Origin of the sequence: Pelagicoccus mobilis, assembly GCF_016595505.1 — a bacterium.
GTDB lineage: Bacteria > Verrucomicrobiota > Verrucomicrobiia > Opitutales > Opitutaceae > Pelagicoccus > Pelagicoccus mobilis.
The window spans coordinates 61,520-75,323 of record NZ_JAENIL010000027.1 but is presented as its reverse complement, the minus strand read 5'-3'; the positions used below and the strand labels follow the sequence as shown (position 1 = coordinate 75,323).

9 protein-coding genes are annotated in these 13,804 nt (G+C 56.1%); 7 read left to right on the top strand and 2 right to left on the bottom strand.

The window, feature by feature from the left end:
* Nucleotides 1-8: 8 nt before the first annotated feature.
* The 6 genes from JIN87_RS15175 to JIN87_RS15150 all read left to right on the top strand — a co-directional run bounded on the left by JIN87_RS15175 (nt 9) and on the right by JIN87_RS15150 (nt 10,009).
* The gene (locus JIN87_RS15175; RefSeq protein WP_200356432.1) at nt 9-1,037 is read left to right on the top strand and encodes a Gfo/Idh/MocA family protein; all 1,029 of its coding nucleotides are present in this window, start codon (nt 9-11) and stop codon (nt 1,035-1,037) included.
* A 6-nt stretch (nt 1,038-1,043) separates the two neighbouring features.
* Nucleotides 1,044-2,153: a DegT/DnrJ/EryC1/StrS family aminotransferase gene (locus tag JIN87_RS15170; RefSeq protein ID WP_200356431.1), complete on the top strand. Its 1,110-nt coding sequence runs from the start codon at nt 1,044-1,046 to the stop codon at nt 2,151-2,153.
* A 13-nt stretch (nt 2,154-2,166) separates the two neighbouring features.
* Nucleotides 2,167-3,633 carry a glycosyltransferase family 4 protein gene (locus JIN87_RS15165; protein ID WP_200356430.1) on the top strand — a complete coding sequence of 489 codons (1,467 nt, stop codon included), beginning with the start codon at nt 2,167-2,169 and terminating at the stop codon, nt 3,631-3,633.
* A gap of 131 nt (nt 3,634-3,764) precedes the next feature.
* Nucleotides 3,765-4,757 (top strand): UDP-glucose 4-epimerase GalE, encoded by a 993-nt coding sequence (gene galE / locus JIN87_RS15160; protein ID WP_200356429.1) that lies wholly within the window; start codon nt 3,765-3,767, stop codon nt 4,755-4,757.
* 185 nt (nt 4,758-4,942) lie between these two features.
* Nucleotides 4,943-6,895, top strand: coding sequence for a hybrid sensor histidine kinase/response regulator (locus tag JIN87_RS15155; protein WP_200356428.1), 1,953 nt, complete (start codon nt 4,943-4,945; stop codon nt 6,893-6,895).
* 267 nt (nt 6,896-7,162) lie between these two features.
* Nucleotides 7,163-10,009 carry a chemotaxis protein CheA gene (locus JIN87_RS15150; protein ID WP_200356427.1) on the top strand — a complete coding sequence of 949 codons (2,847 nt, stop codon included), beginning with the start codon at nt 7,163-7,165 and terminating at the stop codon, nt 10,007-10,009.
* A gap of 140 nt (nt 10,010-10,149) precedes the next feature.
* Here JIN87_RS15150 and JIN87_RS15145 read toward each other — a convergent pair whose 3' ends face one another.
* On the bottom strand, nt 10,150-11,511 hold the full coding sequence (locus JIN87_RS15145; RefSeq protein WP_200356426.1) for a glycosyltransferase family 39 protein: 1,362 nt from the start codon (nt 11,509-11,511) through the stop codon (nt 10,150-10,152).
* A 9-nt stretch (nt 11,512-11,520) separates the two neighbouring features.
* Nucleotides 11,521-12,621, bottom strand: a complete 1,101-nt coding sequence (dusB, locus tag JIN87_RS15140) for a tRNA dihydrouridine synthase DusB (protein WP_200356425.1) — start codon at nt 12,619-12,621, stop codon at nt 11,521-11,523.
* A 10-nt stretch (nt 12,622-12,631) separates the two neighbouring features.
* On the opposite strand from dusB, the gene JIN87_RS15135 reads away from it, so the two are divergent.
* Nucleotides 12,632-13,801 (top strand): acyltransferase family protein, encoded by a 1,170-nt coding sequence (locus tag JIN87_RS15135; protein ID WP_325176392.1) that lies wholly within the window; start codon nt 12,632-12,634, stop codon nt 13,799-13,801.
* Nucleotides 13,802-13,804: the final 3 nt, after the last annotated feature.

Below are 13,804 nucleotides of genomic sequence, written 5' to 3'. Positions count from 1 at the left end.
AGCAACTCATGCCAACAAAAGCATCCATAAAAATCGCTCAATTAGGCTGCGGCTATTGGGGACCCAACCTTACACGCTGCTTCAATACCTCCGATCGCTGCACGCTCAGCGACTTAGTTGAACCTGACCCCAAGCGCCGCCAGTTCGTAGCAAAGAATTTCCCCAATGTATCTTTGCACGAGTCTCCACAACCCGTCCTCGAAGACAAAAGCGTGCAAGCGATCATCGTTTCGACCCCTGTATCGACACACTACAAGCTCGTGAAAGACGCGCTCAATGCAGGGAAGCACGTGTTCGTAGAAAAGCCTCTCGCCTCTTCATATAACGAAGCTCGGGAGCTTGCTGACTTAGCAGCAGCAAAGAGCCTGATCCTGATGGTCGGGCACACCTTCGTGTACAACGACGCCGTCAGGTACCTCAAAAAGCTCCTCGAACAAGGCGAGCTCGGAGAAGTGTTCTACACCTACAACCAACGACTCAACCTCGGCCAAGTCCGCAAAGACGTAAACGTGTGGTGGAACCTCGCGCCTCACGATATCAGCATCCTCCTGTTTCTATTTCCAGACATACTACCCACAAGTGGCACAGCGAGCGGGCGCGACGTACTCCAGACAGGACTAGAAGATGTAGTGTTCGCAAACCTACAATGGAATTCGCAACTCAGCACCCACCTGCACATGAGTTGGCTCGATCCCAACAAAGTGCGGAGAATGACCATCGTAGGCCAAAAGAAGATGGTGATCTACGACGACATGGCCCAAGACAAAATCGCGATCATCGACAAGGGCTATGAGACCGTCCCAACCATCGGCTCCGAAATGCACTTCGACACTCCCGGGCAAACGCTCGTCCAGAGGCATGGCGACATTACATTGCCGCACATCCAGTACCGCGAACCCCTAAAAAACGAACGAGACCATTTCCTCGACTGTATTGAAACAGGAGATACGCCAATCAGCGGAGGAGAAAACGGCTGCCAGGTCGTACGAATCCTTGAAGACGTGCAGACCCAACTGGACAAAAACAAGAAGTCCTAAATACCGATGACTAAAGTTCCCTTAGTAGACTTACATCTCCAGCATGAGATCCTAGCCGACGACATTGAGGCGGCGATCAAAGAGGTCATTGCTTCCGGCGCATTTATCGGGACCGCGGCAAACCCCTTCGTCAAAAAGTTCGAACACGAGTTCGCCTCCTTCTCCCAAGCAGAGCACTGCGTAGGTTGCGCCAACGGTACCGACGCAATCGAGCTCGCCCTAAGAGCCCTCGAAATCGGTCCCGGCGACGAGGTGATTGTCCCAGCCCGAACGTGGGTATCCACCGCAGAATCAGTCGTTCTCGTTGGGGCCACTCCCGTCTTTGTCGATAGCTGCCCCACTGACCATACGATCGACCCAGACCTTATCCCCCCAGCGATTACAAGCCGAACCAAGGCCATTATCCCTGTTCACCTGTACGGGCAACCGGCTCGAATGGACGCCATTTGCAGCATCGCCAAGAAGCACAACCTCTACGTCGTCGAAGACTGCGCCCAATCGCACGGAGCCACTTTCAAAGGCAAACCGATCGGTACATTCGGAGACGCAGGAACCTTTTCCTTCTTCCCCGGCAAAAACCTCGGGGCTCTCGGTGACGCAGGTTGCATAATCACCAACAACCAATCCATCGCCACCAAAACCAAGCGCATCAGCGACCACGGAAGATCAGGCAAAGCGGATCATGACCTCATCGGCAGAAACAGTCGTTTGGACGGTATCCAAGCCAGCATACTCTCCGCAAAACTGAAGCACCTGCCAGAGTGGAACAAAACGCGGCAACAAATAGCTGCTAACTACATTTCCCAGCTGCAGGATCTTCCCATAGACCTCCCCAAGATCGGGGAAGAGGCAAGTCACGTCTTCCACCTCTTCGTGATCGAATCAGATGATAGGGATACCTTAAGGCAAAGCCTGTCGGACAAAGGAATCGCTACCGGTATCCATTATCCAAAGCCACTCCCTCATCTCAGCGTGTTCGACTCTTCCAACGAATACCCAGTCGCTTCTCGACAAGCAAACAGAGTGCTCTCCCTTCCGATCTACCCCTATATGCCGGACCAGATCCAGCAACACGTCATCGAATCGCTAAAAGCAGCTTTCACCCCAAGCCCCTAAGCGACAGCCACCGATGAAGTTCATATTCATCAATCCCGATGGCGACACGCCTAACGGAGTGCTCAGCCTCGGAGCGTTCATTCACGACAATTGTCCGGAAAGCTACTTTCTCTCGCTCAACGGCCCAAGCTCCCGATTCGCAAAAGACCGGCAAACCTCTCTCCCCCTCGCCGATAGCCACAATCCAGATAAAGTGGCATCAAAGATCCTCGAGATCGTAGCTCAGGAGGAAAACGAAACGTTCGCTGTGATTCCAAACGCGGGAATCATCCCAAACCTTGGAGCATTGAAATCCATGGAGGACGCTTCACGCGGAAACCGTATCCGAATATTGGGAACAATCCACAGGGACTCCCCAAACGCGTACAACGACCTCGTCCCAAACGAAGAGCGATTTTCAGCCTTTTTCGCAGTGAGCGAAAAAGCGACAACCGAGCTTCGCGACCGACTGCCTCACAGATCAAAGGAGATTTTTGAGCTTCCACTTCCCAACCCTTATCAAGGGCCCAAGTCATCCGCCAACCCTACCGAACCTCTCAGGCTAGCCTACACAGGACGCCTCGAAGAACCTGACAAACGAGTATCCCGCCTATTGGAGGTGGCCCAAAATCTCACAGAACGCAGCGTACCGTTTCGCCTCCAAATCATCGGCGAGGGTCGCGAGCGCCCTAGACTTGAAGCTTCCGCCGAGCGCCTCGGACTAGCACCATTCATCGTTTTCCGAGGCTCCCTCGATAGAGAGGCGCTATTCGAAGAACTCACGAACAACGACATAATCCTACTCTGCTCAGCCTTCGAAGGAACTCCCGTTTCCATAATCGAAGGCATGGCGGCAGGAAATTGCCCCGTGGTGATGGATATAGAGTCCGGCATTCGATCCCTAATCGAAAACAACAAGTCAGGGTTCATCGTCCCCCAAGGCGACACAGATCAAATGGCCGCAGCCATCCACGATCTCCACCTCGATAGAAGCCGACTGCAAGCGATCAAAAACGAAGCAACCGCCCAAATCGAACGGAAACACTCCCCGGAACGCTTCATTCGCACACTCGGCATCATCCTCGATCAGGTATCCCATTCACAAGCACCTAAACTCACCAAGCCTCTATCGCTGCCACCGATGCAGGCATCCATCCAATCCATTCTTCAAATCGCCGAGCGGTCAGCGAAAACAGCTATCTTCGGAGGAGGCTTCTTTGGCAGAAGCCTAGCGGACTCGTGCTTGGACTCCAAGATTCAGATCTTCTGTATCGTCGATTCGGATACCTCAAAATCCGGACAAAAATACATGGGGATCCCAATTCAAGCCCCGCAGGACCTCGAATCCCTTCTTCCTGAGCAAATCCTCATTGGGTCAGCCGACTTCGCCAACGACATCATCTCCCAAATAAAAGAGCTGTACCGATCATTCGACACCCCCTTGCCTAAAATCGTCGCCGCAGGGAACGATGAGATGCCCTTCGACCGGACGGAGTTTTGATCTGAAATCAGGAACGGTTTCGCTCCCATTGAGATTCACCATTCTCCAGACCCAAACACTACAAACCGCGACCCGATTATCACTTCCTTTTTGCTCGAATCCTTCCTGCGGGACAGTAAAAGTCCCACCCTATGAACGTACTCGTAGTAGGAGGTGCAGGATACATCGGTAGTCACTGCGTTCGCCAACTGCAGGTCGCTGGGCATACCCCCATCGTCCTCGATAACCTCGTCAAGGGGCACAAGGGATCGATCCCGGAAGGCGTCACCTTCCATGAGGCCGACCTCGCCGACTCCCCTAAGGTCGTGCAAATCCTCAAGGACGAAGCCATCGACATCGTCATGCACTTCGCCGCCTTCATCGAAGTCGGCGAGTCCATGCAGGACCCCCTCAAGCACTACGACAACAACGTCGCCAAGACCGTCTCGCTGCTCAAGTCCATGCGCGAAGCAGGCGTCAACAAGTTCGTCTTCTCCTCTTCCTGCACCGTTCTCGGCGAGGAAGCGGAACCACCCTTCACCGAAGCCATGCCGCTTCGCCCCATCAGCGCCTACGGACAGACTAAGGCAGACGTCGAAGTCATCCTCGAGTACTGCTGCAAGGCCTACGGCATGAGCGCCGCCATCTTCCGCTATTTCAACGCCTCCGGCGCCGCGGAAGGAGGAGTCATCGGCGAGGACCACTCCCCCGAAACTCACCTCATCCCGATCGCCATCCAAGTCGCTCTCGGCCAACGCGAAAAGATGTACGTCTTCGGCGACGATTACCCAACGCCAGACGGTACCTGCCTGCGCGACTACGTGCACGTAGACGACCTCTCCCGCGCCCACATCGCCGCTTTCCCTCGCCTCGAAGAAGAAGGAGCCTACCTCCGCTACAATCTCGGCACCGGCACTCCAGCCAGCGTGCTCGAGATCATCAAAGCCGTCGAAGAAGTCTCCGGCCGCCCCGTCCCTTACGACGTAGCTCCCAAGCGCGATGGCGACGTTCCCTCCGCCTACGCTGACAGCGTGAAAGCCAAGACCGAGCTCAACTGGGTGCCGCAGTACGACACCATCAAAAGCATCATCGAAACCGCATGGGCGTGGCACGAGTCACACCCGAATGGATACGACGATAAATAGTTCCCGGTACTGGGAACAAACCACGTAGTTTCCTTTCAGCTACGTGGTTACCCTCGATTCGTTTGACGCATCAACCGATGTCGATTAGGTAATAACGACATAGCTCTGACTATTGCGTTAAACGAATCTGCTTTCAACAGTACCAGCTTTTGAGACCAAACGACTTAAGCTCCGATAATCCCGCCATGACGCGTCCAGACTCCTCCGCCAAAACACCCGCGGAAGAGCAGCTCGCGAACCAAAGCCTCGCCGACTCCCTCCTCGAGTTCTCCAGCGAAGGCATCATCGTTCTCGATCGCACCGGCACGATCCAACGCGCCAACAAGCAAGCCCTCGGCATCCTCTCCGCCACCGAAACGAACGTAGTCGGAGCCAACATCAGCGAAGCCTTCCGCGTCACAGACCCCGTCAACGGCCAGCCGATCAACCTCGCCGACGAACGCTATCGCAATCCCCAGCTCGCCCACGCCCAAGGCAACCTGCAAGCCGCCCACGGTGGATACATCCCCGTAAGCTTCCACCTCAAGCCCAACCCCGAACACGCCGGGGCCATCCTCTTCTTCAAGGATCTCAGCGAGACCGTCACCACCGAAAACCAGATCCGTCTCATCGCCACCGCCCTCAAAAGCATCGGCGAAGGCGTGCTCATCACCGACACCAACTGGGAACACGGCGACGCCCGCATCCTCTACACCAACGACGGCTTCAGCCAGATCACCGGCTACTCCGATATCGAAGTCATCGGCAAGCCCATCTCCCTCCTCAACGGCCCCGCCACCGACGAGTCCGTCATCGAGGAAATGGTCCAGGACATCCAGTCCGGCCAGCCCGCCGCCGGCGAAACCGTCGGCTACAAGAAAGACGGCGCCGAATTCATCATCTCCTGGAAAGCCTTCCCCGTACACAGCCCCGAAGGCAACGTCACCAACCACGTCGTCATCCAACGCGACGTCTCCCACCTCCGCCGCCTCGAGCAAGACCTCTTCCAATCCCAGAAAATGGAAGCCGTCGGACGCCTCGCCGGAGGCATCGCCCACGACTTCAACAACATCCTAGCGGTCATCCTCTCCTTCTCAGATCTCGTCATCGACAAGATCGACGAAAACGACCCCAACCGCAAATTCATCACCGAGATCCGCAAAGCCGCCGACCGCGCCGCCGACCTCACCCAGCAGCTCCTCTCCTTCTCGCGCCGCAACAAGAACCTCAAACCCGAGGTCCTCGACGCCATCAAGGTCACCCGCGACATGCAGAAGATCCTGCGTCGCCTCGTGCCGGAAAACATCCAGTACAACCTCCGCTTCTCCGACACCCCCGTCTTCGTCAACATCAACCGGACCGCCCTCGAGCAGATCCTCATCAACTTCACCACCAACGCCCGCGACGCCATGCCTGACGGCGGGCAGATGGAGCTCTCCATCGTCAGCTGCGACGCCGAGGAATCCGAGATCCTCCTCCCTGACTATATGGACCCGCGCGCCTACATGGTCCTAACCTTCCAGGACACAGGCACCGGCATCGACCCCGAAACCCAAAAGCGAATCTTCGAGCCCTTCTTCACCACCAAAGAACAAGGCAAAGGCACCGGACTCGGACTCTCCACCGTCTACGGCATCGTCAAGCAGGTCAACGGACACATCGAGGTCGCCTCCGAAAAAGGCAAAGGCACACGCTTCCGCATCTTCCTCCCCATCGTCGCCTCCAAAAAGGCAGAAGACGAAGACACCGACGAAGGCCTCCCCGAAAACCTCGCCTCCACCGAGCGCGAATCCATTCTCGTGGTCGAGGACGACGAAACCATGTGCGACTGCATCTCCGGACTGCTCGGGATGTACAACTACCAAGTCTACTCCACCAACCAGGCGGAAGACGCCCTCGACTTCTTCGAAGAGTCGCACGAGGACATCAAGCTCCTCATCACCGATCTCATCCTCCCCAAGATGCGCGGCTCGGAGCTGGCCGAACGCCTCTTGAAAAAGAACCCCGGCATGAAAGTCATCGTCATGACCGGGTACTCCGAAGAGCTGCTCTCCCAGTTCGACATCCCGCAAGACGCCGTCGTTCTCAAAAAGCCCTTCGCCCTCAAGGCCGTCCTCACCGCCGCCCAAAAGCTCCTCGCTACCGCCGACGCATCGTAGCGCGGTGCTTCAGCCCGCGTCCCAAATGCAGGATCGCAGGTCGCCCCCTATCGTCCCAAGGAGTAAATCGGTAGAAGTCCACCACCCCGGCACCCGGCATGTAAAATATCCGCAAAATAGCCTCCGCTGCCCACGCCAATGAGTAATCCGGACTAAAGAGCAGGGCGATTCTCGGTTTTTCTACTCAAGAATTCCCCGCTCCCAGACGATGAGATCCGTTACGGCACCCGTACTCACTCACCTTTCCCACCAAACGAATTTCATATCATGGCGTGGTCACCCGACGAAATTAACACATTTGAAGAGATAGCATCGAAGCTCACTTCCGAAGCTCACCTCGCCCAACCCGAGACCGACAACGGCCTCATCCCCATCTTCAGCCTCGTCAACGAGATCACCTGGTCCCTCCCGCAAGACCCAGAGATCGTACAAGGCGTCGTCACCGTCCAGGAAGTCATCCAGGTCATGCTCGACGAAGCCAAGCTCTTCGACGAGGCAGCGGTGCAGACCATGCGCGAATTCGCCAAATGGTGCTGCGACGCAGTCGAAAGCCTGCGCAACGAGACCGCTATCCGCCCCTTCGTAATCGGCGAATCCTCCACCCCAACAGAAGCCGTTACCGAAATTCCAGCCGACGCCCCGGAGCCAACCGAGCTCCCAAGCTTCGACTCCATCGATTTCTCCTCCGCCGAGCTTCCAGAGGAAACTCCAGCAAACGAAGACGTCCCCAGCTTCGACGACCTCGCCGCCGCGCAAGACGCGACCCCCGAAGAAATCGCCGCCCCGAACTTCGATTCCCTCGACGACCTAGTCGCGGACTCTGGAGAAGAAACCATCTCCTTCGAGATCCCCGACGAAGTATCTCTTTCGCCAGCAATCTCCCAAAATCCGAACTGGGCTCCCGAGAAGATCGAAACCTTCTCCAAGCTTTCCCAGCAATTCTCCGCAGAGCTCCTCCTCGCAAGCGCAGGCAGCGACGAAGGCATGCTGCCCGTCTACTCCCTTCTCAAAGACTTCGAAAACGAGTTCGAGACAAACGAGACCGTCCACCAGGCCATCACTCCCGTCTTGGCCAAGATGGACAACCTCCTCGACGAAGCCTCGGCCTACGACAACTACGCCATCTCGCTTCTCACCGAGTTCAACGTCTGGCTCGAAACCGCCCTCACCCAGCTAAACGCCGGCAACGACCCCGAAGCCTTCACCCATACCGAAGAAGCTCCCCAGGAAGAGCCAGACACCACCATCACCTCCAATCCAGAAGTCGAAGACGACGGCCTCCTCGCCGAGTTCGCCCAGTACGACATCGTCATGGACCTCAACATGGAGGAAAACGAGGAGCTGCTCCAAGAATTCCATACCGAAGCCGTCGACCACCTCGGGCAAATCGAGTCCGCGGTCCTAGAACTCGAGCAAGACGTCACCAGCCGCGACGCCATCAACTCGATGTTCCGCTCCTTCCATACCATCAAGGGCGTAGCCGGCTTCCTCAATCTCGTCCCGGTCAACCGACTCGCACACGAAGTCGAGTCCCTCATGGACCTCGTCCGCAACGACAAGCTCGACGTCTTCACCGGCATCATCGACCTCGTCCTCGCCTCCAAGGACACCATCACCCAGTTGATCGAGCAAATCACCGAAGCCCTCGCCAACGGCACCGAGCCATCCGAGATCATCGAAGTCTCCGAGCTCATGGCCCGCGCACGCTGGGCAATGGAGGGCCCCGAAAACTACGCCGCCAAAACAGGCGAAAGCTCCAACACCATCGCCGCTCCACAAGCCGAAGAACCGGAGCCAATGGTTGAGGCCAACGAAACCGAAGAGCCGCTCGCCGCACAAGACGCCCCGGCAGCAGCCCCTTCCAAGCCATCGCCCCAGCAAGCGGAAGCTCCAAAGGATCCAAAGGCCGCCGCGGCAGCAAAACGCAAAGCAGCCGAAAACGCCACCATTCGCGTCAACACCACCAAGCTGGACAACCTCATGGACATGGTGGGCGAGCTCGTCATCGTCCAGTCGCAGCTTCTCGAAAGCTCACGCCAAGACGCCGCCACCGGCGCCACCAGCAGCGGAGACTCGCTCCTGCAGCGCAACATGTCGCAGCTCTCCCGCATCACCAAGGAATTGCAGCACACCTCCATGGCCCTGCGCATGATTCCGGTGAAACCGACTTTCCAAAAGATGGGCCGCATCGTCCGAGACATCGGCGCCAAGTGCGGCAAGAAGGTTCGCTTCGAAACCTACGGAGAAGATACCGAACTCGACCGTAACGTAGTCGAAGAAATCGGCGATCCCCTCGTGCACATGGTTCGCAACGCCCTCGACCACGGCCTCGAAGCCACCCCGGAAGATCGCGTAGCAGCCGGCAAGGAAGAGACAGGCAACATCAGCCTCAAAGCCTACCACCAAGGCTCAAACATCGTCATCGAACTCGCCGACGATGGACGCGGCATCGATCCGGAACGCGTTCTCGCGAAAGCGATCGCCAACGGTATCGTCTCCGAAAACGACCAGCTTACAAACGAGGAAATCTACAAGCTCATCTTCGCTCCCGGCTTCTCCACCGCCGCCCAGATCACCGACATCTCCGGTCGCGGCGTAGGCATGGACGTGGTCAAGAAGAACATCGAAAAGCTGCGCGGCAAGGTAGAGATTGAGTCAACCCTCGGCAAAGGCTCAACCTTCCGTATCCTCCTTCCACTTACAATGGCCATCGTCGACGGCCTTGTGGTCAAGGTCGGCAACGATCGCTTCATCCTCCCAACCACTTCGGTCAAGGTCGCCCTCCGTCCCGACGACGAAGTGCTCGCAAAAATCCAAGGCAACCAGGAGATCCTCAACATCCGAGGCCAAGTCATTCCACTCTTCCGCCTTCACCAGCACTTCGCAATTCCCGACGCTGTCGCGGAACCAAAAGACGCCACAGTCGTGGTCGTCGAGACTGGCGGCAAGCCATGCGGACTCCTCGTAGACGACATGGTCAGCAAGCAGGAAGTCGTCATCAAATCCCTCGGCGGCATGATGCAAGGCATCCCCGGCGTATCCGGAGGAGCGATACTTGGCGACGGAACCATCGCTCTCATCCTCGATCCAGCCACGCTCGTCTCGGTCGCGTAACAAACTTTCAAATACTTCCCCCTCCACACGTTGGCTCGTTTCCACCCTCGGAAACGGGCCTCTTTTTTGCCCCGCCAACACATTCCGCGCGACTTACCTGGTGAATAATCTTTTTTCGGAGGGCAATGCTCCGTCATTGCCTACCCAGAGCCAGAACGCCCCAACCAAACCACTTTGATCGCCTCCCAAAAATCGGCATGCGTCACCGGCTCTTCCAAACTAATCCCGCTTCTCCAGTTCAACACGCAAACCTCCAGCACACCAAGACTCCAAACAGCAAGCGCCGCAAAAAAGAGCCTCAGTCCGATCTCCACTCCAAAGCCGACACCATCTGTTTTCTCCAGCAACCAAGCGATTCCAAAGCAGACAAAAAGAGTCACCCCCTCATAAGCCCGCCCGCCAAACGAAGCCCCAAACCACCAAGTCTCCCACGCGGAATTAACATAAACAACCGCCGCAACGCTCAACAAAACCAGCAATCCCATAGGCTGCTTCTGTTGCAGCAAAAAGCCGAACAACCCAACCCCTCCCAGCAAGAAGATCGGATGCCAGTAAACAAGCCCATGAAAAGGATCGAAGAGGCTCTTCCACACCGCCGGACTCTCCCAATTAAATCCCTCGCCTTGATAGGAATAGACAAGCCAAGACCCATAAAGAGCCTTCCAAGCCACCAGCTGCAACGCCACGACCCCAAGCAATACGACCGTCCCATAGGCCACCGCCTTGACTCCAGTTCGACCTTTCAAGACATCCACCAAAACCACTGCGAAGGGGAAAAACAAATACACCCCCGCCTGATAGCGCGTGATCAGCAAAAGCCCCGTCGAAAGCCCTAGCATCACCCAATTGCTCACCAAAGGCGGCATCTCCCGAACCGCCAAACTCCAGTAGAAGACCGACACGACGCAAAGATAGGTCAAGTTATGAGCCATAGCATACTGCCCGAACTGGTAGTACACCAAAAAGCCACAAACCGTTACCACCCACAAAGCCGTGGCCGAACTGTTTTTTCCAAAATAGCGCCGCAACAAAAGATAAGTCAGCCACAAGCTCAAGAAAGCATAGGACACACTTCCGGCGTATACGAAAACCTCATACACCTTCCCAAACCCATCCGTCCTGACCTCCACTCCCATCGCATCCAGAGACATGGCGACTCCATGCCCCACCAGATACCATGGAGCGTGAAAAACCGCCCATCCGATAGGGTATTTATTGGGAACCAGATCGTTTTCAGTCCGGGGCAATGAATAAAGAGCAAACCGCTTCTGCGGTCCGGGCAACGTATCGCAGAGCTCAATCTCATTTGAAAAATCTACATCCTGGTCAAATACCAGTGACCTCAGCCAAAAGTTGTAGAACGATGTATCCCATCCATAAATACTACTCGGCTTTTCAACTGACGAAAACGAACTACGAACCGGCGCCGAACTGAGCCAAATCGCATAACCAGCCAAAAGGGCGAACACGATCGAGAACCAGTACTTGCGAAACGAATCCATATCAGAGACCTACCACTTCTCAACTGGCCCCTTCGGCACCTTGATCTTGTCCAGCGGTTCTTGAGGCGTGTGCGTAATCGACGAATAGGGATCCACCGGGCGATACTTCTCCAAAAGTTCACCATCGTCATCGCAGAACCGTAGCCTCCATTGGCGGTACCCTGTCATCACCTCCTCAAAGTGCTCCATACTCTCGAGACGGATCACACGGTCCTTAAAGTACTTCGAAGGACCAAATCGCTTCGCGTACCAGACAGCCACCTTCCGAAATTGGATACAGCCCTTCAGCTGGCCATAAAACTCGATCATACGCTCTAGATGCACCCGCATCAACTCGACACGCTGCTCGAAAGTCGGATCAGCCAGCAACTCCCCCGTATTCAGATAGTGGTTCGTTTGCTTAAATATCCACGGATTATAAAACGCCCCGCGCCCGATACTCACCCCGTCGCAGCCCGTGCGTTCCAGCATAATTCTCGCCGCTTCCGGAGTCGTCACATCGCCGTTCCCAATCACCGGGATCGACCTCACCGCCTCTTTCACCTTCCGAATTCCTTCCAAGTCGACACCGCCTGAAAATCCCTGAGCACGCGTCCGCCCATGTATAAAAATTGCCGATACGCCTACATCCTCCAGAGCTTTCGCTAAATCTGGAGCAGTGATGTTCTCCGAATCCCAGCCAAGTCGCATCTTCGCCGTCACCGGAATATCGACCGCGTCGATCATCCCCTTCACCAACGCCTGCGTCTTGTCCTGATCCTTCATCATCGAAGAACCACTGCCGGTTTTAACCACCTTCTTCACCGGGCAGCCCATATTGATGTCCACCGACTGCGCCCCCTTCTCCTCAGCGATCACCGCCGCATCCCGCATCTCCTCCGCAACACCACCAAAAAGCTGCACCGCCATCGGTTGCTCACGCGCATCCGTCGCGATCATCTTGTAGGCGACAGCCCGCCCCTCTAGCAAAGAGCGCGCGTTCACGAGATCGGTCGTCACCAGGCTAAGCCCACCTAAAGTCTTCGCAGTCAGTCGGAAAGGGAGATTCGTATACCCCGCCAAAGGCGACAGGAAAAGATTCGATTCAAGTTCTAAGCTACCGATTTTCATCTTGTGACAATTGCCACCAAACCGCCAAGCACCCGCTCGGACAACCCAAATTTTGCCGCCAACCGCTGCAAGCTTGTCAGGCATCAACACTTATCCCAGAAAGTCCCACATCTCAAATCCCTCAAAAAGTCGTTTCGCTTCCCTAGACAGTCTGCGAGCTATCGCTTGCTTTCTGGTAATCTGGCACCACGTATCCGAATCCCTCCTACAAATCGCCTCTGGAGGAGCGTGGATGAAAGAAGTAGCCGAACACTACGATTTCGGCCGCATCGGAGTCGTCGCCTTCTTCTGCATCAGCGGATTCGTCATTCCCAACTCCCTCAGAGGAGAGCGCTTCCCTGCTTTGAGACGTTTCGCGATCAATCGCTTCTTCCGCCTCTACCCCATCTACTGGCTCTCGATACTTATCGGCCTCCTCGCCATCTGGCAGGGCAGTGGCAAAGAGTGGCCAGCCACCACCCTACTCGCCAACTTCCTGATGGGAGCCACGTTCATGAACGAGCCCCATGTCATGGGGCTCTACTGGACCCTCGAAATCGAGCTCGTATTCTACGTCTTCGTCGCCGCCCTCTACCTTGCCTTCACCCGCCACAGACTCCTGGCCTGCCTTCTCGGCTTCGCCCTGTCCTATACGCTCTGGCAGTCCAAACTACTTTGGGAATACCAAGGCAACTTGCCCATCCTAGGCGATCTGCTCAGCATCATGTTCACCACCGCCACCCTGCGTTGTGTCTGCGAACTGGATACCGACCCGTTTTTCGGCAAGACCAACTATCACAAGCTGGCGGCCAAAGCCCTCCTCGGAGTCATGGTCTACCTGACCCTCTCGCCCTTCCTCTCGGGCATCCAAAAAGGATTCTTAACCGGGGAAGCACCATGGTTCGGATACGGCTGGGGACACGCCCTCGGCATTGGACTCTTCGCCCTCTTTTTTCTCCTAAAACCAACTCCCAGCTGGCTAGCCTCCGCAGGACGAACCACCTACTCCGCCTACCTCTTCCACGCAATCGTGTTCGACCTAGTCGCGAAACTCTGGACAAACGCCGAACTCCCACAAGTCCGACTGGAGCTCCTCCTTGCTCTCTGCACGACCCTCACCTTCGCGCTCGCGCACCTCTGCTACCGGTACATAGAAAAGCCAAGCATCCACCTCGGTAGACGCTTGGCCAAAAAATTCTGAAAG